This is a genomic window from Cellvibrio sp. pealriver, assembly GCF_001183545.1.
GTDB lineage: Bacteria > Pseudomonadota > Gammaproteobacteria > Pseudomonadales > Cellvibrionaceae > Cellvibrio.
Genome location: NZ_KQ236688.1, coordinates 2,925,674 through 2,948,729, shown reverse-complemented (window position 1 = coordinate 2,948,729; position 23,056 = coordinate 2,925,674). Strand labels below are relative to the sequence as shown.

Here is a 23,056-nt window from a genome sequence, read left to right as displayed (position 1 = left end):
GTTCCTAGTCCTTGGCGGGGGTGGTTTTGCTGTTCAGGGTTACAGGCTTTTCATAAGTGAAAGGCTGTAATAATTCATCGGGTTTGCCCTTGCAGGCTTTGGCCAATAACTCGCGGCGTTGGGCTAACAAAATACCGATGGCTTCGCTGTGCTGTTCATCGATGCCGGGAATATTGTCTTCAATTAATTGAGTGATATTGGCGGCCAGCTCCAGATACTTATCGTGCTCTTCTGCGACTTTTCTATCTTCAAACATGCTGCCATCCCGATCACATAGCCATACGGCGACTACTGCCATGGGTAAACCCTCGAAAGTGTTGTTACTGTTTTTATATACAGTATTGTTTGGTGCGTTGAATGTCAAACAGATTTTTACTGGATTTTGGTGCAAGTGAATTCAGGTGTGCCATAACCCCATGTCACGCGCGCTTCGCCCTGGTGTTCCCAGAAGCTTTCAGTGCGGCCTTCATACTTGCTGCCACTGGCGGCGGGAGCAATATACATAAGTGATTCTTCATCATCGCGCTGGGCGATCAAGGTCAGCGGGGTGCTTTGGTAAAACGTTACCGATAGTTCACCGGCGGTCGCCCCGCACTGGAAGCGGATGGGGCCATTGGCGGCGACTAATGCATAGCGCGCTTGTAGCTCGGCGATGCGGCGCTCGTATTGGGTTTTGATACAGGCAAATTTATCCTCTGCTTTCCAGCAATCATTGCGTCCTTTGATCCAACCGCGCTGTTCTGCAGTGAGGGTTGCAGATTGCTCAGGTGCCACTTTTGCGGAGGCGGCCTTATAGATGCTGGTGAGGGTGTTATCCAATTGCGCGAGTGCGGGTTCCTGGCAGATTAAATGCTCGGTGCTACCTTCCTCGACGCTTGCACAATCGAATGTGGGCGTGGCCACCGCAGCGGGGCGCGGCTGGGTGTAGTCGATACTATGGTCGCAGCTGCCGTTGGTCTCGCAATCATTAACGCCATTGTTGTCGGCATCCCAGCTGGGGTGCATCTGCTTGCTGGGTGCGGAAGTTGGTGGTGGGACACTGGTTTCGATAGTGGTGCTCTTTTGTTCGCAGGCGATAAGCGAGAGGCCGCCGATGATAAAACCGGCAAGCCCAAGTGATACTTTAACCATGACTTTCTCCTTGAGTGCGATACGGGTGTTGTCCCCGAGTATATCAGCCGTGGATAATGCGGCATCTTTTCATCCGCACAGGATTGTTCCGTGTCAGATTCCGAGTTGCCAACCCCGCCTTCCAAAGACCAGCCGCCTTCGACCGTCACCGCCAAACCGCGCAGCTTGTTGCGCTCCAGTTTGCTGACCGGTTCGATGACCATGGTGTCGCGTGTGCTGGGGCTGGTGCGCGACATTGTGCTGGCGAATGTGCTGGGTGCGGGCGGGGCGATGGATGCCTTTGCCATCGCGCAAAAAATTCCCAATTTTTTCCGACGCTTGTTTGCCGAGGGTGCTTTTTCCCAGGCGTTTATTCCGGTGTTGTCCGAGTATCGCGAGAAAGGCTCCCACGCCGCCGTAAAAGAATTGGTCGATAAAGTCGCCGGTTGTCTCGGCTCGATGCTCCTGTTATTCACCCTGTTGGGGTTGGTCGGCGCAGTCGGTTTTGCTTTTGTATTTGGTTACGGTTACGCCGATGAGCCAGAAAAGTTTTCGCTGCTGGTCGAGCTGGTGCGCATCACGTTTCCCTATTTGATGTTGATCTCCCTGACGGGATTTGCCGGTGCGATTCTAAATAGCTACGACCGCTTTGCGATTCCGGCGGTCACTCCGGTTTTCCTCAATATTTTTATGATCGCTGCGGCGCTGCTGGTGGCGGATTTCTTCTCCAGCCCTGCGTATGCATTGGCGTGGAGTATTGTGGCCGCCGGTGTGTTTTCGCTGCTGTTCCAGCTGCCGTTTTTAAAACAAATTCATTTGTTGCCATCGCCCAAGTTGGATTGGTCGCACCCCGGCGTAAAGCGCATTTTGGTTTTGATGGCACCGGCGCTGTTTGGAGTATCCGTAAGCCAATTGAACCTGCTGCTGGATTCGGTGATTGCCACCATGTTGGGCGATGGTGCAGTGAGTTGGCTGTTCTATTCCGATCGTTTAGTGGAGTTGCCGCTCGGGGTGTTTGGCGTTGCGATTGCGACGGTGATCATGCCCGGTTTATCGCGCTTGAGCGCGGCGCAGTCGGGCGAAAAATTCAGCCAGATGCTGGATTGGGCGATCCGCTTTGTGGTGCTCATCGCACTGCCTGCAACATTGGCACTGATCATTCTGGCCGAGCCGATTCTGTACACGCTGTTCTATCACGGCGAGATGAAACAGGATGATATTTTGATGTCGTCCTACAGCCTCAAAGCCTACGCGCTAGGGCTGTTTGCGTTCATGCTGATCAAGGTGTTGGTGCCGGGTTATTTTGCGCGGCAGGATATGAAAACCCCAGTGCGCACCGGAATTATCGCCATCTTTGCCAATATTGTGATGAAGCCCATCGTGGTTGTTCCTTTGGTTATGCTCTGGGGGCTCGGCCATGTGGGGCTCGCCTTCACCACCGCAATGGCGGCCTACGTCAACGCGTATTTGTTGTATCGCGGCTTGCGCAAGGGCGGTGTTTATCACCCTGCGGCTAGCTGGCCAAGGCTGTGGTTGCGCTATGGCGCGGCGAATTTGGCGATGGTCGGCGTGTTGCTTGGGTTCCTCTGGGTGTGGAACCTGTGGGCAGAGTGGGGTGCGATGGAGCGAATCCTGCGTTTGGCGTTGGTCTGCATGGCGGGGTTGGCGGTCTATTTAGCGGCGTTATTTGCCGTTGGTGTCCGTTTGCGGGATTTCAAAGCACAGCAGTAATCTCATCCGCCGGCGCATTTGTCCGGATTTTCCACGGGGTAGGCTCAGGTGCCGCCGCTCCTGTATACTGCCCGCCTTATTTTTTGGGCGATTTTTCCGGCCACTTTGTGGCAAATCAAGGCGAGCTGTGGCAAATCAGGGCGAGGTCAGTACACGAGTGAATCCAGCGGCACATGCGTTTATTCGCGGGTTACACAACCTGCGCCCCTGGCACCGTGGCTGCGTGGCAACTATCGGTTCATTTGATGGCGTGCACCTTGGTCATCAGGCCATCCTTCGGCAACTGATTGATGTTGCCAAACACCATAACTTGCCTGCAGTGGTCATTGTATTCGAGCCCCAACCGCACGAATTTTTTTCGCGCGATAAAGCACCTGCACGATTGATGCGCCTGCGCGATAAAATTCAGGCACTGCTCGCTGCCGGTGTCCAGCGCGTACTCTGTGTACGCTTTAACGACTCCTTGCGCAGCCTTTCTGCCGAAGCTTTTGTGCAAAAAGTTCTGCTTGATGGTTTGGCGATCAAACACTTGGTTGTGGGCGATGATTTTCGCTTTGGCTGTGATCGCCGCGGCGACTTTGCGCTCCTGCAGCGCATCGGTAGCGAGCGCGGTTTTGATGTAAGCGATACCTGTACTCTGGAAATAAAGGGTGAGCGTGTCAGCAGCACGCGCATCCGGCAATTGCTTGAAGCAGGCGATTTTGCGCAAGCGGAAATTTTGCTTGGAAAACCCTACAGCATTCACGGACGCATCGGCTACGGGCAACAATTGGGTCGCCAATTGGGTGTGCCTACGGCGAATGTGCATTTGCATCGGTATCGTTCACCGCTGCATGGTGTGTTTACTGTCTCGGTAAAATTTCGCGATGGCAGTACACAGCAGGGAGTTGCCAATATTGGTGTTCGCCCAACAGTAACGGGCGACAAAAAACCGTTACTTGAAGTACACCTGTTTGATTTCACGCGCACCATCTATGGCGAAATGATCGATGTGATTTTTCATTCAAAATTGCGCGATGAAAAAAAATTCAATTCATTGGAAGAGCTGCAACTGCAATTGCAAACGGACATTGCCCAAGCCCGACAATTTTTCTCACACTTCCCTGTTTAATTATCGTTAACAAAGTTGACCGTGAATCATGACTGATTACAAAGCCACACTGAATTTGCCCAACACCGGTTTTGCGATGAAAGCAAACCTCGCCCAGCGCGAGCCGGACATGCTCAAACAATGGCAAGCGAGCGATTTGTATCAACAAATTCGTGCAGCGCGTGCAGGGCGCGAGCAATTTATTTTGCACGACGGCCCACCCTATGCGAATGGCGATATTCATATCGGTCACGCGGTTAACAAAATTCTTAAAGACATCATCGTCAAAAGCAAAACCCTGAGCGGTTTTGATGCGCCCTATGTGCCTGGTTGGGATTGTCACGGTTTGCCCATTGAGCACAACGTGGAGAAAAAAATCGGCAAAGCGGGCGATAAAGTCGATGTAAAAACCTTCCGCAACAAATGTCGCGAATACGCCGCCAAACAAGTGGATGGCCAGAAAGCTGACTTTGTACGCTTGGGGGTTTTAGGTGAGTGGGACAAACCCTATCTCACCATGGATTACAAATTTGAAGCGGACATTATTCGCGCGCTCGGCAAAATCGCTGAAAACGGCCATCTGCACAAAGGGTTTAAACCTGTGTACTGGAGCGTGGTCGGTGGTTCTGCACTGGCTGAAGCGGAAGTGGAATATCAAGATAAAACCTCTTTTTCTATCGACGTAAAATTTGCGTTTGTCGATCAGGCTGCGATTGAAAAAGTCATTTCCGAATTAAGCGGCAGCGGAAAAATTTCCTTAGTCATTTGGACTACCACGCCTTGGACTCTTCCGGCAAACCAAGCAGTTTCTGCCAATGCCGAAGTGGATTACGCCTTGGTACAAGTTGGTGACGAACGTCTGCTGGTTGCTGAAACCTTAATTGGTAGCGTGCTTGCGCGTGCAAAAATCGAAAGTCATGAAATCGTTGGTCGTGTAAAAGGCGCGGCGCTGGAAAAACTGTTGCTGCAACATCCTTTCTATGCGCGTCAGGTGCCGGTGATTCTTGGCGATCACGTCACGACCGATGCCGGTACCGGTTTTGTGCACACCGCACCGGATCATGGTGCCGACGACTTTAATGTCGGTTTGAAATATGGAATCGGCACACTCAATTACATCGACGATCACGGCACCTATCGCCCCAACGTAGAGATTTTTGCGGGCGATCATGTTTACAAAGTGGATGAAAAAGTCATCGCTTTGTTAATTGAAAAAAATGCACTGCTCGCCCAAGGCAAAATCACTCACAGCTTCCCGCACTGCTGGCGCACTAAAACCCCGTTAATCTTCCGTGCTACGCCGCAATGGTTTGTGAGCATGGGCAAAAATAATTTGCGTGATCAAGTGGCAAAAGCCGTTGATGGGGTGCAATGGGTGCCGGATTGGGGTAAGGCGCGGATTGATGCCATGCTTGCTACTTCACCAGATTGGTGTATCTCGCGTCAGCGTACTTGGGGTGTGCCCATCGCGCTGTTTGTGAATAAAGAAACACAAGAATTGCATCCGGAAACTGCACGTTTGATTGAAGCGGTTGCGCAAAAAGTTGAGCAAAGCGGGATGGATGCCTGGTTTGAATTGGATGCGGCCGAACTGCTTGGTGCCGATGCCGATAAATACCAAAAAGTCACCGACACATTGGATGTTTGGTTCGATTCCGGCGTTACCCATTTTGCAGTACTCGCCCAGCGCGCCGGTTTGCGTTTCCCTGCGGATTTATATCTGGAAGGTTCAGATCAACATCGCGGCTGGTTCCAGTCATCACTGAAAACCTCTATGGCGATGCACGCCGTGCCGCCCTACAAAACCGTATTAACCCACGGTTTTGTGGTGGATGCGCAAGGGCGCAAAATGTCCAAGTCGATTGGCAATGTGATTCCGCCGCAAAAAGTCGTGAATGATTTGGGCGCAGATGTATTGCGCCTGTGGGTCGCGGCAACGGATTTCAGCACCGAGATGAGCGTGTCCGATGAAATTCTAAAACGCACCGCTGATTCTTATCGCCGTATTCGCAATACCGCGCGTTTTATTTTGTCTAACTTGACCGGCTTTAATCCGGCGACAGATGCGGTCGCGCCAGAAAATATGTTGCAGTTGGATCGCTGGATTGTGGCGCGAACGGCGCAGTTGCAGCAAGAAATTATCGCTGCCTACGACAGCTACCAATTGCATTTGATCTACCAAAAGCTACACAACTTCTGTGTGGTGGAATTGGGTGGTTTCTATCTCGATATTATTAAAGATCGCCAATACACCGTAAAAGGTGATGCACTGGCGCGCCGCTCGGCACAGACGGCATTGCAACATGTGATCGAAGCTATGGTGCGCTGGATCGCGCCGATTTTAAGTTTCACCGCCGATGAAATTTGGAAAGAAATTGCCGGCGAGCGCGAAGCCAATGTGTTTGTTGCAGAGTGGTACGCATTGCCAGCCATGCCAGCGGATTCCTTTGCTGACAGCTACTGGGATTTGATCGCCCAAGTCAAAGATGCCGTAAATAAAGTGCTTGAAGCAAAGCGTACTGCTGGTGAGGTTGGCGGTTCATTGGGCGCGGAAGTGATTTTGTATTGCGACGAAAAATTGCAAAGCGAGTTACAAAAACTCGCCAATGAATTGCGCTTTGTTCTGATTACGTCTACTGCTGAGATTCGCCCCTTGGCTCAGGCCCAGCAAGCCGAGGTAACTGATGTTGCCGGTCTTCAGGTGGCAGTGAAAAAATCAGAGCACGCTAAATGCGAGCGCTGCTGGCATCATCGCGCCGACGTAGGTGCTAACGCCGCGCATCCAACCATTTGTTTGCGTTGCGTGGAAAACGTTGATGGTGCGGGTGAATCCCGTCACTTTGCTTAATGAAACTCAGTGGGTATTGCCGTTGAAAATTTATCAGAAAGCCTGGTTTTGGTATGTCGTTGCGCTTGTGATTGTGGCTTTGGATCAAGCCAGCAAGCACGCAATTGAAGCCGCCTTTGAGTATGGCGAAACCTTGGTGTTTACGTCGTTTTTCAATTTTACCTTGGCCTATAACACCGGCGCGGCATTTAGTTTTCTTGCTGATGCCGGCGGTTGGCAGCGTTGGTTTTTTGCGGTGATTGCGTTAGTGGCTAGCGTGCTATTAAGTGTATGGATAGCGCGCTGTGTCCAACAAAAGCCACGTGAAGCTTTTGCTTTGGCGTTTATTTTAGGTGGCGCTATAGGCAATTTGTATGACCGGATTGTGCTGGGGCATGTGGTGGACTTTATTGTGGTGCATTACCAGGATAATTATTGGCCTGCATTCAATCTTGCTGATTCGGCGATCAGTTTAGGCGCTGTTGTATTGATTATCGATATGTTATTCAGTAAAGAAAATAGTAAAGAGAATTCAAAAAATGCGTGATTTGGCAATTGGACCAGGTACCAAAATTACCCTGCATTTTGCGTTGCAATTAGATAATGGCGATATTGTTGACTCCAATTTTGAGCGCGATCCCGCTACGTTTACTGTGGGTGATGGTAATTTGTTGCCCGGCTTCGAGAAAGCATTGTTCGGCATGCTTGAGGGCGAGCACAAAACGTTGGTGATTAAACCGGAAGACGGTTTTGGCCAGCGTAACCCGAATAATATTCAAGAGATTGCCCGCAGCCAATTCAGCCCTGACTTGGAGTTGAGTGAAGGACTGATGCTGTCATTTGCTGATGCGCAAAAAACAGAGTTGCCAGGTGTAGTTCAGCGATTCGATGATGAGGTCGTTGTAGTCGATTTTAATCACCCGCTTGCAGGGCGCGATATTTTATTTGAAGTAGCTATTATCAAAATCGAACCGGTTCAGGTGCACTGATCATGACGCAAATAAAACTCGCTAATCCCCGTGGTTTTTGTGCTGGCGTTGATCGCGCGATTGATATTGTAAATCGCGCTCTGGATGTGTTCGGTGCCCCGATCTATGTACGCCACGAAGTTGTACACAATAAATTTGTGGTGGATTCTTTGCGCGAGCGCGGAGCCATTTTTGTCGATGAGGTCGAACAGGTTCCGGATGATGTTATTTTAATTTTCAGTGCGCACGGGGTATCACAAGCTGTGCGTCAGGAAGCAGAGGCGCGTGGTTTGCAAGTGTTTGATGCAACCTGTCCTCTAGTGACCAAAGTGCATATTGAAGTGACGCGTTACAGTCGCGAAGGGCGCGAATGTATTCTGATTGGTCACGAAGGGCATCCGGAAGTCGAAGGCACTATGGGGCAGTACAACACCAGTAATGGTGGCGCTATTTATTTGGTGGAAGATGAATCAGATGTTGATGCGCTGATTGTGAATGACCCGGAAAATATTGCCTATGTAACACAGACGACCTTATCCATGGATGATACTGCCAAAGTGATTGAGGCTCTGCGTAATAAATTTCCCAAAATTCAAGGGCCTCGTCGCGACGACATTTGTTACGCCACTACCAATCGCCAGGATGCAGTGCGCCAGCTCGCCTTAGAATGCGATCTTGTGTTAGTGGTGGGGTCCCCAAATTCATCCAATTCAAATCGTCTGCGCGAATTGGCAGAGCGTTGCGGTACGGAAAGTTATTTAATTGACGGACCGGAGGATATTAATCCTGAGTGGATACAAAATCGCACGGCGATTGGTATTACAGCGGGAGCATCAGCGCCGGAAATTTTAGTTAAACAAGTGATCGATAAATTAAAAGCCTGCGGTGCACAGGCTCCTATAGAAATGGATGGTACTCCGGAAAATATTAGTTTTTCCTTGCCTAAAGCGCTGCGGATTTAAAAATACAGTTGGAAATTACATTAGCGCTTAGTTCGTGCTGGCAATAGAGCTTGCTCAGCGAGTAAAGGTGCACTCTTCGGGAGGCAATTTGGCTATACGCGTTCGCCCGCCGCGCGATAGAACAAGTACGTAGCCGCTGCCATATTGTTCCGGGCAAATTTTTATCGTTCCTGCCAAAAATGCCCCGGCATTTGCCTTCCCTGGTTTTCTTCCCTCTCCCGTACCAATGAATGATATGTAGCTATCCATCGGCGCTTTTGCACTGCTGATGGATACGCCTGTAAGTGTTCCCTCTCTACGAATCATGGTTTCGTCTTCGTCGTAAGTGCCGTCATTATCGCTATCGACAAACAATATCCACCCGCTGTGCCATTTTTTATCGTTAGCTAACAGCATCGTGCGGGTATTTTTGAATATTGCGGTGGAGCGGCTTGTTTCAATGGCATCCAGTAGCGTGAGTGCAGCTACCTCTGTTCGCGATTGGTAAAGTTGTTTATTGAAACTGGGAATGGCTATCGCAAGCGTGATGCCGATAATCACTAAAGTGATAAGCAGTTCATATAACGTAAATCCCTTTGATTTCATCCTGGATCCTTCCTGATACCGATTGCGGGTAATGAGTTGATTTTGGTGCCATTGGTGGCCGCTTATGCATCCATCATGACCGGATGTCGCCATCTTCAAGAGGCGCTCACACAGGCCGTGCTAAGCTGGCCAAATATAATTAATGCCAATCTCTCTGTCTAGGCGTTATTGGCGTGTCCTTAGAGTATGTAACTTGAGAAGCAATACATGTATTCATACAGAGGTTTTACGTTGATTGAGTTGTTGGTGACATTGGTTGTTACCGCAATTGTGTTGGGGATGGCGATTCCGAGCTTTAATTCGCAGATGCTGAATAATCGCGCAGTAGCACTCGGTGAAGATTTTGCATCAGCAATTAATTTTGCCCGTCTGGAAGCGGTCAAACGAAGCAAAAGAGTCACGCTGTGTGCAAGCGATGACGGCGCTTCGTGCAGCGGTAATTGGGTAGATGGTTTTATTGTGGTTGTAGATCACGCTACAAGTGATAAAGAGTCTACGCCCGTACTCACCGATGCCTCTCACAGTGAGAGTACAGTATTGAAGGTATGGGGAAAGCAGGATCCTCGTGCAGAGATAAAAGTAACCAGAGGTGGAAGCGATGTTACTTTTGTGCGCTACACCAATATAGGCACCTTGGCACGCATAGATGAAAACCCAATTATTATTGAATCGAAATTTCAGGATTGTACGGGCGATGCGGCCTGGGAAATTACCATAGGTTTATCGGGGTTGGTCAGTTTGGAGCGCAAGGCATGTCCGGTTACTTAAGTAGAGTGGAAGGTAGTATGGATATGAATAAGGCATCTTCATGCTCCCAGCGCGGAGTTGGGCTTATAGAGGTTTTGGTGACTCTGCTGATTTTATCTACCTCGCTGATCGCGTTGTCTGCATTGCAGACTAAATCACTACAGTTTAATCAGGGGGCCTATTTCCGCTCGCAAGCAAATATATATGCCTACGATATTTTGGAGCGAATCCGAATTAACAATTCACGTATTAGTGATGCACGCGAGAACTTATCTAAATACACGATCGAGAAAGCCGCATTTGAGGAATCCGAACCGCCAACAGAGCCTATGTCTGCAGTTGATCTGTATCACTGGAGAAAAAACATAGCATCGAGTCTGCCTAATGGAACAGGTGCGATTGAGTGTGATGATGGCAATAGAATTTGTGAAATTACCATTGAGTGGGATGAAATAAATAGCTCTGATGAAGAGTCAGAAGACAAAACCACTTTTAGCTACAAGGCGAGGCTTTGAGGATTAACGTGATGCGCAAGCAGGCAGGATTGTCCCTAGTGGAGTTGATGATCTCTATTACATTAGGCTTGGTATTAATGGCCGGTGTGGTGCAGATGTTTTTATCGAGCAAGAGGGTATTTATCACCCAGCAAGGCATGTCCAGAATTCAGGAAACAGGGCGATTGGGCATTGAATTTATGTCGCGTGATATACGTGCTGCTGCACGCTATGGTTGTTTGCGCTCCGACCCTGCGACTAACAACGTGATTTTGCAGGATGGTGACTTGGATCTTGGTGGTCTTCACACTGATTTCGCTGAAGGTGTGAGGGGATATGATTCTGCAGAGGATTTGCCCAATGGCGCAGAGGAAGATCTGGGGCTTGCAGAAGAAAGGATAGATGAAGACGAAAGTATTATTGTTTTACGCTCCGCAGCTGATGTTGGTTTTCCAGTCAATAACACCAGTAATGGCACTCAGGTTTTTGCTTATACCAGCGCAACTGCAGTAACTGACAATTGCGTGGGTGATATTTGTAAAAACAAAGCCGTGATTGTGAGTGATTGTTACTCGTCGCGCGTTTTTCAGGTAACAGATTTATCGGTTGCTGCAAATACACTGACGATTACCCATGCCCCGGGATGGGGGGGTGATGCCGCAAAACAGCTGGAGATTTTCTCTGAAGGAGAAGTCGCTCCTGTTACCACTACCGTTTATTTTATTGCCGAGGGGGCTGGTGGTCAGCCAAGTTTGTGGCAAAGAAAAAATGATGAGAATGCTCTTGAATTGCTCGAAGGTGTTGAACGGATGCGCATTACATACGCACCAAGAGCAACGATTGTTAATCCAAACCCTACTTATAGTCTTGCTGCAGACATTGATGCTACAGAATGGCCATTAATTAATTCGGTTAGAGTTGAATTGTTAGTTCGCAGTTTGGAAAACAATGTGCAAGAAGATCCGCAGTCTTACACATTTGGTGATGTATTGGTTGACCCTGCAGAGGCAGATCCGGACGATCGCTACTTACGTCAGGTGTTTACGACCACTATTGGTATTCGTAGTCGTGAAAATTAATCGGAAATAGGTATTTAGTATGAAGTTTTCAGCAAAATCGCCCAAGGCAAATGAAAACGGAGCTGTGTTGCTGGTAGGGTTGATAATGGTGCTTTTGATTGCCATTGTGAGTCTTGCTGCTATTCGGGGAACTGGATTGCAGGAAGGAATGGCGGGAAACATGCGCGACAGAAATATTGCTTTCCAGGCTGCTGAATCTGCTTTGCGGCAAGGTGAGTCTGTTGTTATGCAGGCGGCGCTGCCGCTTTTTAATGGAAAAGATGGTTTGCATTTCGACTTGAATAAAACACCTGCAGATTCTGTTGCTTCGTTTACCGATGAAAAGTGGGCCGATGAAACGAATTGGGTCAAAAAAATAACATCCGACTTAACATGGGTTGCCAGTGAACCGGTATACATAGTGGAAGAACTGAACTCTGATATTGGCAAAGAGGCAGCTATTTCAGGCAGTGGAATAGATCAGGAAAGCCTTTCTTTTGAAACCGTTCCTTATCGCGCATCTGCTCGTGGGGTTGGTGCAAGCACGGATACTGTTGTAATTCTCCAATCGTATTTAAAACGCATTCCTGATTAATGGAGTAGACATATGTTAATCAACAAAACGAAAGCTGCTGTGCGCAAACTTGCCGAAAAATGTTGTTTGCCTCGAATGGGCGTGGCTTCTGTGGTTGCGTTTTTTGCAATGTCAATTGCACATACGGCGCATTCAATTCCCGCACAAGCCCCATTGTTTCAAACGAACCCTGTAACGCCGATCATGATGTTGAATCTCTCGCGAGATCATCAACTCTATTTCAAAGTCTACGATGATTACAGTGATATCACCAATCCAACCGGTGGAGAGAAAGACGGCATTCCAGATACTACTTACATTCCGAAGTATGAGTACTACGGCTATTTCGACAGCAAAAAATGCTACATATACTCCACCGATAACAACCGTTTTGAACCACACGATGCTGCCGATAGCGACCATTACTGCACCTCCGGCGGTAATGAGTGGAGTGGTAACTTTCTTAACTGGGCATCAATGACCAGAATAGATGCGGTTCGTAAAATACTTTATGGTGGTTATCGCTCTACAGATACCGCCTCCGAAACTGTGTTAGAGCGTGCCTTCTTGCCGCATGATGCCCACTCTTTTGCAAAATTTTATGATGGTGATGACATTGATAAGCTCACACCATTTGATGAGGTCCCTAAAATGCAGAAGGGCACGCCTGCAACGGGAATAACGATTTGTAATACCACTGCAGACACTGATACGGGCACGAATATTTCCCAAAAATTAAAAAGCCCTCCTCTATTGAGAGTTGTCAAAGGAAATTATTCCTTGTGGGCAAGTAACGAACGTTGGCAGTGCAGATTTGACGGCGCTCCAAATTTTAACGATCCAGGCGGTTCAGGGATCAACGCCTATGCCAATGCGCCGACGGCAGGATCTAGTCACATACAAGGTGAGTATGTTGCGCGGGTCAAAGTATGTGTTGCCGGTTTGGAAGAAGCAGATTGTAAACAATACCCAGCAGCAGGAAGTACAAAGAAACCTGTCGGTTTATTCCAGCAGTTTGGTGAGACCAATCGAATTAATTTTGGTTTGATGACCGGTTCCTACGGTAAAAACAAGTCGGGTGGCGTATTACGTAAAGCAATAGGAAATATGTCAGCTGAAATCAATGCAACCACAAATGGCACATTTACCGGTGTAGCAGGTGCCATTAAAACCTTAGATGTTTTGCGCATTTACGGTTATGACTATGGCGCGGGCACTTATTCTGATGGTACCGACAATGATAGTTGCCCCAACCTTATATCCGGTTTTGCGAATGGTAAATGTAGTAACTGGGGCAATCCGCAGTCTGAAATATATTTGGAGTCGTTGCGTTATCTGGCGGGCTCAACAGCAACCAGCGCATTTGCCGCAGATGATAGCGCTAGAATTGCAGGGCTTAATACTATCGCATGGGGAACCAAACCTGTTACTGAAGCGAATTATTGTGCCCCATTGAATATTATTCAGTTTAATGCTTCCAGCTCTTCTTATGATGATGATGAGTTGAGTGGTACTGGTATTAATCTATCCGATCTCAATGAGTGGACTAATAAAATTGGCAATGCTACGCATGAAAATTTATCGGGTAATTATTTTATGGGAACTAATGCAACCAAGAAAGATGGAATTTGTACGGGGAAAAAATATTCAGCGTTGTCGGAGCTCTTCGGCACTTGCCCGGATGCGCCCCGTCTTAAAGGGGGCTATGGTATAGCTGGGCTCTCTTATTTTGCCCGTCAAAATGACATCAATACTGCAATAACAGGGGACCAAACCGTTCGGACATTTGGTGTTGCTTTGGCTCCTGCTGTTCCATCCATTAAAATTCCTGTTCCGGGTTCCGATAAAACAGTTGAAGTTTTGCCTGCATGTAAAAGCAACCGTATGACAAAAATAGTAGATGGTGTAACGGTTGCTAAAGAAGAAAGAGAAGGCAATTGTGCAATCGTCGGTTTCAAAATTGTAAGTAGTGATATCGAAAAGTCGAATACTGTGAATAAAGCGAAGCTTTATGTTAACTGGGAATCCGCTGAGCAGGGATTGGATTTTGACCAGGATGTATGGGGTACACTGGATATCGAAGTGGATAGTGCTGAAGCTCGTGTTACATCAAGGGTATATACCTATTCGACAGGTGCACCCATGGGGTTCGGTTATGTGATCAGTGGAACCGCTGAGGATGGCTGGAAAGTACATTCGGGTATTGTCGATTTTACTGAGGAAGGGACATATTGTGATGTGGCAGATAAATGTACCTGTAATGCAAAAAACGAGCAAAATAAAGCTTGCGATAACTTAGCCAATACCCCTCAAAAGAGATATCGCATAGGGGAAAAAGATGCTACCGATACCGATACCGATACTAATGCTCAATTTTTAAAGACGCCATTGGAGCTGGCGGCAAAATGGGGCGGTTATTCCACAGCGTTTGAGGCAGCAGCGAAAGCGTCTGCAGCAAAAGAAAAAGCGACTTTCGACAATAAATATTTGACCGCCAAGATTAAAGATAGGGATGTATCTGATTCATATTTTTATGCGACAGATCCTAGAGCATTAAAAGACTCTCTGGAAAGTGTAATGAATGACATTGCAGCGGGTATAGGTGCCGCATCCTCAGTGGCGACTGTTAGCGCACGCGTTAGCGAGGGGTCATTTGTTTATCAAGCACAATTTAATAGCTCAGACTGGACCGGAAGCTTGCTTGGCTACACGTTTGAATCAGATGTGTTAGATGATAAACCTGAACTCTGTACCTCAACCATCAGGGATGCTACTGGTACTGGTGTTTTATGCGAAGGAAGCATGCAGCAGTCGCCTGAGGGAAGAAATATTTACTTTAATAAAAATAACAATTTGGTTTCGTTTTCTTGGAGTGCATTAACTGCTACGCAGCAGGCTGCCTTGAAGCTTGCATCAGAAGGTAGTGATTTTACCAACGCACAAAAGCGCGCTGACTGGATAACCGGCAGTGACACTTATGAAGAATCAAAGAAAACAACGGCGAGTATCCTCAGAAATAGAGGCCAAGGCGATGATCGAAATATACTGGGCGATATAGTAAATTCAAACCCTGTGTATGTTGGCTCAAGAAACTTTCGTTACAGCAATTTACCTGGTGATGCAGGCGCTACTTACAGAGAGTTTTTAAGCGATAAAGTGGGTAGTGGAACAACGCCTGGGTTTGCTGAGTTGGTCATGGTGGGCGCTAATGACGGTATGGTTCACGCCTTTAATGCCAAAACCATGGAAGAGGAATTTGCATTTATTCCCAATGGTGCCTTTGCGAAAATTGCTGCCATCACGGCTCCTAATTACACCTTGGGTGCAAGTGCACATAAGTACATAGTGGATGGGCCATTAACCTATAGTGATGTTTTTTACAAAGGAGAATGGCGCAGGATTGTGGTTGGCACTTTGGGGGCCGGTGGACGCGGTGTGTATGCATTGGATGTGACTGATGCAACACCCAAACTGCTATTTGAATTGAGTGATACAGATTACCCTAAAATGGGTTACGTGTTAGGTAAACCGATTATTGCTCCCATGAAAAATGGTCGCTGGACAATGATTTTTGGTAATGGCGATAGCAGTGGCGGTAATTCCAGTCTATTTGTGATTGATCTCGAGGAGCCTTTGAATTCAAGTTATTCAAAAGTAATCGATACAGGTGCGGGAACTGGCTTGTCTGCGCCCACATTGCAGGTTGATTCCTTGGGGCGTGCGCTGCAGGTTTATGCTGGTGACATCGATGGTAACTTATGGCGCTTTGATCTTTACGATGCAGACAAAAATGATTCTAATGACGTAAGTAATTGGAAGTTGGCTTATAAGCTTTTTGAGGCAAAAGATGGCACAAAAGCGCAACCCATTACCGCTGCACCAACTTTAGGTATTAACGTTCCCAAAGATTATAAAACCATGGTGTATTTTGGAACGGGCAAATATTACGATGATGGTGATGACGCAGTCGGCAGTGTTAAGCATAGCTTCTATGCAATAGCGGATATCGGCTCTAAAGTCAGCCTTTCCAGTTTGCGTAAAAAAACAATGAACACTACCTATTCGTCAAAACCGAAGCGTGAGTTGGATAAAGACCAGAATCCTGATTGGAGAACTCAAAATGGGTGGGTGTTGGATTTTGATGATACGGGTGCTCAGGGCGAGCGTGTAACAACGAAGGCGATATTGCTGTTTGATAAACTGATTTTCCCAACCTTAATTCCGTCCAACCATGCGTGTAAATATGGCGGTAATAGTTGGCTGATGGAAGTTCCTGCGATTGGTGATCGCTATGTGGGAGTGAATATACTCAAAGAAATGACCTATGCTGATTATTTGATTCTGGGTAATTTGAATGCGACCTTGAGTGGCGATATCGGCAATATTATTAAAAATAGTTCTTTAGGGAAGATAGAAACTGAAGATCTCTCATTGCCTGCGCCAATAGAAGGCCGTCAATCATGGCGTCAGCTGCAATAAATTGGATTTGAATATGAAAAAAAATACGCATGGCTTTACATTAATTGAGCTGATGATTGCAGTGGTGATTGTTGGAGTTCTAGTGGCAATTGCATACCCGTCATATTTGTCTTCGGTGCGAAAAAGTAATCGTGCCGAAGCAAAAGCTGAGTTAATGAGTTTGTCCCAACGGTTGCAGCGTTGTTATACGTCGTATACCCGATTTAATGATGAAACAAATTGCGCTGTGTATAAAGACCTGAAAGATGGGGGCGTTATTACCCCCGGTACTGGTTTTTATAAAATCACTATTAGCCATACCGCCAGTTCAGAGGCAACAACCTACAGTTTAAAGGCGACAGCAATCAAATCGCCGCAGACTGAAGACACTGAGGGTGGATGCAATGAGTTGACCCTTGAGCACACTGGCGCAAAAGCACCGGAAGAGTGTTGGAAGTAATCTGATGAATAAAGCCGCTTTTAAAGCGGCTTTATTCATCATCCAATCCTAATTTTTGCAAGCGATAACGGAGCGAGCGGAATGTAATTCCAAGATGTTTCGCTGCCAGTGTTTTGTTCCATTTCGCCTGCTCCAACGCATGGCATAAAATTTCTTTTTCAACATCCTGAAGGTATTCATCCAGAGAGGAATATTCTGCGCAGCGAGCAGGATAATCTACTGAATGATTGTTAGAGCGCTGAGTAGTTTTTTGTGAATAGGTTTTTTCTTCGCTTGAGGCGAAAGAATTCCCCTGATCGCGCAATTGCAAATCTTGAACGTCGATGACATTGCTATCGCAAAGTGTAAATGCCCGCTCCAGAATGTTTTCCAGTTCGCGCACGTTGCCTGGAAAGTGATAATTGTTTAATAGCTTTTGTGCGTCGGCAGACAGTGTGGGTACGTCCAGTCCAATATCGTTTGCTAACTTTTGCAGTAAGTGATGCGTCAGTAATGCAATATCTTCCCGCCTTTCACGCAGTGGTGCGACGGCCAGTTGAATTACATTCAAGCGATAAAATAAATCCTGTCTGAAACGGCCTTCTTTGACCTCAACTTCCAAATTTTTATGTGTTGCGCAAAGAATGCGTACATCGGTAGTAATTTCGTCCGCAGCACCTACAGGCCGGATGGATTTTTCCTGAATGGCACGCAAGAGTTTTACTTGCATATCCAGTGGCAAATCAGCGACTTCATCAAAAAATAAAGTGCCTCCTTCTGCTGCTTGGAATAATCCTATTTTGTCTTGATGTGCGCCGGTAAAACTTCCTTTCTTGTGGCCAAAAAATTCACTCTCCATCAGTTCACGTGGGATTGCGCCGCAGTTAACCGCAATAAAGGGTTTGCTGGCACGTGGGCCCAGATCGTGAATAGAGTGCGCAACCAACTCTTTGCCCGAGCCTGATTCGCCACTGATATAAACCGGAGCTTGGGATCGCGCCAGTTTTTCAATGCTGCGGATTAAATCCTGAATCGCTTTTGACTCACCAATAATGGGCGTAGTTTTTTGTAGCGGTGGAGGAGTGTATTGACTTGATTCGATGGCGGTAGTTACCAGCTTGCGCAGCGTGGCTAAATCCACCGGCTTGGAAATAAAATCAAATGCACCTGCTTTCATTGACTCAATAGCGGTATCGATGCTGCCATGGGCAGTGATCACCGCAACCGGCAGTTGAGGGTGCTGTTGTTGGATGAGTTCCACCAATTCCAGTCCATTGCCATCAGGTAATCGCATATCGGTCAGGCATAGGTCGTAATGATGCTGTGCTAATAACTGCTTGGCGCTCGCGACTGTGGCTGCGCTGTCGGTATGAATTTGCATGCGCCCCAAGGTAATTTCCAATAGCTCGCGAATGTCAGGTTCATCATCAATAATCAGTGCGCGCTTTGCGGTCATAGTGGTTCCTGATATTTATAAAAAGTGTTGCGAAGTATTTAGGATGTTTTTTCCGGATGTGCCAGTTGCAGGTGGAAACAGCTTTCACCTTTATCGGTGCGTTTATAAGAAATAATGGCTTGGTTGGCCTCACACAATTCTTTGCATATATATAAGCCCAAGCCGGAACCGGTATTTTCGGTTGTGAAAAATGGCTCGAACAAATGTTTATAGTTATCAGCGTTAATGCCTGGTCCGAAGTCGATAACACGGATGTATGGCTGGTGCTGTGTGACATCAATACCGATTTCAATTCGCAATTGCGCACGCCCTTCTATAGCAGGACTATAGCGAATGCCGTTATCAAATAGGTTGGTCAATACTTGCTGCAGTTGGCTGATGTCAAACTTTGCTTCCATGCGTGTAAAACTATGGATGTCATCATAAATAAAATCACTGGCGATTTCGCCCAGATTCTTTTCCAGAAGTTGTATGTCCAACTGGTATCCGTTGGTTTTGCTGGCTTTGTAATCGGCAATAAATGCCGGAATCCACTTGCGTAAATCAATCGGTTCTTGTTTGGTTGGGCGTCGCCGTGACAACTGCAAAATATTTTCGATGATTTGGTTTACGCGTTTGCTGTGATTATTAATGATATCGAGCAAGCGCTGGTCGCTGGCAGGAAGTGTATCGGTTTCGCCGAGTAATTGGCTGGCGTGACTGATGGCTCCTAAAGGATTGCGGATTTCATGGGCGATGCTAGCCGTCAGCCGGCCAAGTGATGCAAGTTTTAGTTGCTGTGCCTGCTGGTTGAGTGAGCGTACGTCTTCAAGAAAAACGAGGATATTGTCGGTGTTGCCTGGTTCGAGGTAGGCAAAATTGGCTTTTGCTTCGGTGGTAGTGTCGCCATCAATTTTTATAAAAGGCGAATGGTCATTGGCATGGCGCTGCCAGGATTGATGTTTGCGATACAGCTCTGGAAAACGGTCGAGCCGCAATGTTTCGCCTGCTGCCGGGTGAGGTGCGCCCAGTAGTTTTAATGCTGCCTGATTGCAGAGCTCTATCTCTGCGCGATTATTCAATACCAATATGCCTGTGCGCATTCTTTCAATAATCAATTGCGCCAGCTTTTGCAAATGCGCCGCATGCTCCGCTTGAGCCTCTGCTTCAGCATAGGAAAGTCGGATTTTTTTAGTGAGATGCTGAAACAGTAGCGCAGTCAAAAATGCCAGGGCACTCAATGTACCCGACGCAAATAACGCTTTATTGTCTTGCGTGAGAATCAGGAAACGGTATGTTCCTTCGCCGATTACGACAATAGTGGTGATGGCGGCGAGGAAAAATGAAATGCGCTCACGCAACATTATTCCGCCCGCAGCAATCGCCACCAATAATAAATAACCCAGCCCGCTAATCGCGCCGCCGCTGGAGTGCATCAATACGCCAATCGCGACCACATCAATTAATAAGGAGCCAAACAGTTGGCGTTGTGAGGGCGAATATTTCAGTCGCCACATCACGATTAACGTCATGAAGTTGATCGCGGTGTAGGCGATGGATGTGTAAAAAAATAACTCGGGGTTGTCATTGCCCAACACTTTAGGGGCAAATTCAATTTGAAACATGAGTAACAACACGCTGCCTAGCAGGGTGCGGTAATAGGTGTAAATGCGCAGCAAATCATAGGGGTTATAGTTGCGCGGGTTGTTGAGCAAACTGGATGTCATGGTTTGTGCATATTCCTTGTATCTATTCGTTAGAAAATAACGGGCATTAGGAAATAACGGGTATTGGAAATAACAGGCGCTTGGCAATGGCCGGGTAAAATCCTCTTGGCTTTGAAAGCGTATATCGCGGACAATGCGCGCCTGTCTTTTTGCTGATGATACCTTTATGCCTATGTCGCAGCTACGTTTGATCCTCGCCCAGATCAACACGCTTGTTGGGGATATCCCCGGTAACACTGCCAAGGTGCTGGAAGCCGCCCGTATGGCGATTGCACAAGGTGATGTCGATGCCGTGATTTTTCCCGAGCTCACACTTACAGGTTATCCGCCTGAGGACTTGTTGTTGCGCCCCAGCCTTGAATTGCGCATCGAGCGGGCTTTGCGTGAGTTGCAGGAGGCCAGCTTGCCTCTGGCATTGGTCGTGGGGTATCCGCGTTTCAAAAATGGTCAGCTCTATAACATGGCGGGCGTGATTGAAAACGGAAAGCTCATTGCGGAATACGCCAAACAATGTTTGCCCAATTATCAGGTGTTTGATGAGAAGCGTTATTTTTCTGCGGGCGATCAACCCTGTGTATTCAATCTGAAAGGTATCCCCACAGCGCTGAGCGTATGTGAAGACATTTGGTTTGCAGGGCCCATGGCGCAAGCCGCGAGTGCGGGCGCAAAATTGATGCTCAATTTGAATGCCTCGCCCTATCACCAAGGCAAGCAACACGAGCGCGAAGCAGTAGTGGCTGCTCGTGCGCGCGAAGGGAAAATGCCGGTGGTGTATACCAATCTTGTCGGTGGTCAGGATGAATTGGTTTTCGATGGCGGTTCCATTGCGATTGATGCCAGCGGGCAGACGTGTTTCCGTGCTCCGGGTTTTGTGGAAGGACAATTTGCGGTGCAATTGGAGTGGGATCAGCAGTCAGTTCATGTGCCTGCCCAGTCGCTTGAGCCCATCGCGGAAAACATCGCGGCGGTTTATCAGGCGCTGGTGTTGGGCATGCGCGATTACGTCAATAAAAATCGTTTTAAAGGCGTAGTGCTGGGTTTATCAGGTGGTATTGATTCCGCGTTAACGCTGGCGATGGCAGTGGATGCGCTGGGCGCTGACCGCGTTGAAGCGGTAATGATGCCATTCCGCTACACATCGGATTTAAGCAAAAACGATGCTGCCGATGAAGCGGCGCGCCTCGGGGTGCGTTACAGCTCTATCAGTATCGAACCCATGTACGAAGCGTTTATGGCGGCGCTCAGCGATGAGTTTGCCGGCACCAAGCGCGATACTACCGAAGAGAACCTGCAGGCGCGTTGCCGCGGTGTGCTACTGATGGCGATCTCCAACAAGAAAGGCTATCTGGTGCTGACCACTGGCAACAAAAGCGAAATGGCAGTGGGATACTCCACGCTCTATGGCGACATGGCCGGTGGTTTTGATGCGCTTAAAGATGTACCTAAAACCCTGGTATTTGCCCTGTCGCGCTATCGAAATAGCATCAGCCCGGTGATTCCGGAAACAGTGATTACCCGTCCGCCCTCGGCGGAGCTGGCTCCCGATCAAAAAGACGAAGATAGCCTGCCGCCGTACGATATCCTCGACCGCATTCTGGAGTTGTATGTTGAGCAAGACTACAGCGCTGAGGCGATTATTAGCCAAGGGTTTGCACGTGAGCAGGTAGAGCGCGTGGTGCGCTTGGTGGATATCAACGAATACAAACGCCGTCAGGCTCCGGTAGGTATTCGTATTAGCCAGCGCGGTTTTGGACGCGATCGCCGTTATCCGATTACCTCGGGTTGGAAGTTGGGCGAGTAAATCCTGCTAGCGATACGCCAGCGCGAGAAATAAAAAAGGCCGCAAGTGCGGCCTTTACATACAATCCCGAACGGGTGCGGGTGCGGAGCTACTTACTGCACGCGCTCTACATCAACATAGGGTTTGTATTGCGGATCATAGAGTGCGCGGGTATCAAAACCAGTAATCTCATTTTTGCTAAACAAGCCCAGTGTCAGGTAAGCCAGCCAGGGTGATTTACCGTTGTTGTACATAAAGTCGTAATCGAATTCGCCTTTTTTGCTCAGTGCCGGGTAATCTGCATAGTTAAGTTTGAGGATCTCCAATATCTCGTTGGATTTTTCAGGCATCTTCAACATGTGATAACCCTGTACCATAACGGCCAATGCGTCGGGTGTGGCGGGCGACTGGGGGAAGTTTTCCAACACGTAGCGCCCGCGGCCTACAGCGGCAACATAAGCGCCGCGTTTGAAGTAGTAATTGGCGACATGGATTTCATAGCGAGCCAAGTGGTTACGCAGAAAGAGCATGCGCTTTTTGGCATCGGCGGCGTAGTTACTGTCGGGATAACGGTTGAGTAATTGGGTAAAATTCGCCAAGGATTCACGCGCAGCGCCCGGATCGCGCTTGGATGTATCGATAGGCATCACCCGCTCGAACATGCCTTTGTCTTTGGTGAACGATGCCATGCCGAGCATGTAGTAGGCATAATCCACATTGCGGTGTTGGGGGTGCAGGCGAATGAAGCGATTAGCGGTAGCGATGGCCGCATCCGCTTCACCCGAGCTGTAGTGGGCGTAGATCAATTCCAATTGCGCTTGATCGGCGTAAGTACCAAACGGGAAGTTTTCTTCCAGTGAGTTCAGGTTTTTGATCGCTGATTCCCATTGGCTGTTTTCAAGTTGTTTGGTCGCGGCGTTGTACAAGTCCGCCTCGGTAGTATATTCGGGCTCTTTGGACGAGCAGGCAGTCAGCAGCACCAGGCTACTCAGCATCAAACAGGGCAGGAATCGCATAGGGTTATAGACTCTTATATCTCGGTAAACATAGACCCCGTTTGCGGGGCAGGGT

19 protein-coding genes are annotated in these 23,056 nt (G+C 48.0%); 13 read left to right on the top strand and 6 right to left on the bottom strand.

The annotated features are described in order from the left end of the window. Positions 1-4 precede the first annotated feature (4 nt). Positions 5-298, bottom strand: coding sequence for a YebG family protein (locus VC28_RS12730; protein ID WP_049630970.1), 294 nt, complete (start codon positions 296-298; stop codon positions 5-7). A 74-nt stretch (positions 299-372) separates the two neighbouring features. Next, a complete protein-coding gene (locus tag VC28_RS12725) occupies positions 373-1,131 on the bottom strand; it encodes an MliC family protein (protein WP_156184329.1) in 759 nt (252 codons plus the stop codon). 90 nt (positions 1,132-1,221) lie between these two features. On the opposite strand from VC28_RS12725, the gene murJ reads away from it, so the two are divergent. From murJ to ispH, 6 genes are all read left to right on the top strand, one after another. Further along, positions 1,222-2,841 (top strand): murein biosynthesis integral membrane protein MurJ, encoded by a 1,620-nt coding sequence (murJ, locus tag VC28_RS12720; protein ID WP_082191527.1) that lies wholly within the window; start codon positions 1,222-1,224, stop codon positions 2,839-2,841. A 127-nt stretch (positions 2,842-2,968) separates the two neighbouring features. Next, a complete protein-coding gene (gene ribF, locus VC28_RS12715; RefSeq protein WP_231591740.1) occupies positions 2,969-3,952 on the top strand; it encodes a bifunctional riboflavin kinase/FAD synthetase in 984 nt (327 codons plus the stop codon). A gap of 28 nt (positions 3,953-3,980) precedes the next feature. Then, on the top strand, positions 3,981-6,779 hold the full coding sequence (gene ileS, locus VC28_RS12710; protein ID WP_049630969.1) for an isoleucine--tRNA ligase: 2,799 nt from the start codon (positions 3,981-3,983) through the stop codon (positions 6,777-6,779). After that, positions 6,748-7,305, top strand: a complete 558-nt coding sequence (lspA, locus tag VC28_RS12705) for a signal peptidase II (RefSeq protein WP_156184328.1) — start codon at positions 6,748-6,750, stop codon at positions 7,303-7,305. The genes ileS and lspA overlap by 32 nt, the downstream gene beginning before the upstream one ends. After that, complete coding sequence (locus tag VC28_RS12700) at positions 7,298-7,747, top strand: FKBP-type peptidyl-prolyl cis-trans isomerase (protein ID WP_049630968.1); 450 nt, start codon at positions 7,298-7,300, stop codon at positions 7,745-7,747. The genes lspA and VC28_RS12700 overlap by 8 nt, the downstream gene beginning before the upstream one ends. A 2-nt stretch (positions 7,748-7,749) precedes the next feature. Beyond that, on the top strand, positions 7,750-8,688 hold the full coding sequence (gene ispH, locus VC28_RS12695; RefSeq protein ID WP_049630967.1) for a 4-hydroxy-3-methylbut-2-enyl diphosphate reductase: 939 nt from the start codon (positions 7,750-7,752) through the stop codon (positions 8,686-8,688). A 54-nt stretch (positions 8,689-8,742) separates the two neighbouring features. Here the strand turns inward: ispH and VC28_RS12690 are convergent, their stop codons facing one another. Continuing rightward, positions 8,743-9,273, bottom strand: coding sequence for a GspH/FimT family pseudopilin (locus tag VC28_RS12690; RefSeq protein WP_049630966.1), 531 nt, complete (start codon positions 9,271-9,273; stop codon positions 8,743-8,745). Positions 9,274-9,480: 207 nt separating this feature from the next. On the opposite strand from VC28_RS12690, the gene VC28_RS12685 reads away from it, so the two are divergent. The 6 genes from VC28_RS12685 to VC28_RS12660 are packed head-to-tail and all read left to right on the top strand — an operon-like array spanning position 9,481 to position 17,064. Next, entirely contained in the window at positions 9,481-10,041 is a 561-nt protein-coding gene (locus VC28_RS12685) for a GspH/FimT family pseudopilin (RefSeq protein ID WP_049630965.1), read from the top strand. 17 nt (positions 10,042-10,058) lie between these two features. Next, the gene (pilV, locus tag VC28_RS12680; protein ID WP_049630964.1) at positions 10,059-10,535 is read left to right on the top strand and encodes a type IV pilus modification protein PilV; all 477 of its coding nucleotides are present in this window, start codon (positions 10,059-10,061) and stop codon (positions 10,533-10,535) included. Between the two features lie 11 nt (positions 10,536-10,546). After that, positions 10,547-11,593: a PilW family protein gene (locus VC28_RS12675; protein ID WP_049630963.1), complete on the top strand. Its 1,047-nt coding sequence runs from the start codon at positions 10,547-10,549 to the stop codon at positions 11,591-11,593. 19 nt (positions 11,594-11,612) lie between these two features. Continuing rightward, a complete protein-coding gene (locus VC28_RS12670) occupies positions 11,613-12,167 on the top strand; it encodes a pilus assembly PilX family protein (RefSeq protein WP_049630962.1) in 555 nt (184 codons plus the stop codon). A 12-nt stretch (positions 12,168-12,179) separates the two neighbouring features. Further along, entirely contained in the window at positions 12,180-16,625 is a 4,446-nt protein-coding gene (locus VC28_RS12665) for a pilus assembly protein (protein ID WP_049630961.1), read from the top strand. A 13-nt stretch (positions 16,626-16,638) separates the two neighbouring features. Continuing rightward, on the top strand, positions 16,639-17,064 hold the full coding sequence (locus VC28_RS12660) for a type IV pilin protein (RefSeq protein WP_049630960.1): 426 nt from the start codon (positions 16,639-16,641) through the stop codon (positions 17,062-17,064). Positions 17,065-17,095: 31 nt separating this feature from the next. On the opposite strand, the gene VC28_RS12655 is transcribed toward VC28_RS12660, so the two are convergent. Both VC28_RS12655 and VC28_RS12650 read right to left on the bottom strand, forming a co-directional pair. Further along, a complete protein-coding gene (locus VC28_RS12655) occupies positions 17,096-18,499 on the bottom strand; it encodes a sigma-54-dependent transcriptional regulator (protein ID WP_049630959.1) in 1,404 nt (467 codons plus the stop codon). 38 nt (positions 18,500-18,537) lie between these two features. Further along, the gene (locus VC28_RS12650) at positions 18,538-20,205 is read right to left on the bottom strand and encodes a sensor histidine kinase (RefSeq protein ID WP_049630958.1); all 1,668 of its coding nucleotides are present in this window, start codon (positions 20,203-20,205) and stop codon (positions 18,538-18,540) included. A 172-nt stretch (positions 20,206-20,377) separates the two neighbouring features. Here VC28_RS12650 and VC28_RS12645 point away from each other — a divergent pair, with 172 nt between their 5' ends. Continuing rightward, positions 20,378-22,006 (top strand): NAD+ synthase, encoded by a 1,629-nt coding sequence (locus tag VC28_RS12645; RefSeq protein ID WP_049632378.1) that lies wholly within the window; start codon positions 20,378-20,380, stop codon positions 22,004-22,006. 92 nt (positions 22,007-22,098) lie between these two features. Here the strand turns inward: VC28_RS12645 and VC28_RS12640 are convergent, their stop codons facing one another. Continuing rightward, on the bottom strand, positions 22,099-23,001 hold the full coding sequence (locus VC28_RS12640) for an outer membrane protein assembly factor BamD (RefSeq protein WP_049630957.1): 903 nt from the start codon (positions 22,999-23,001) through the stop codon (positions 22,099-22,101). Positions 23,002-23,056: the final 55 nt, after the last annotated feature.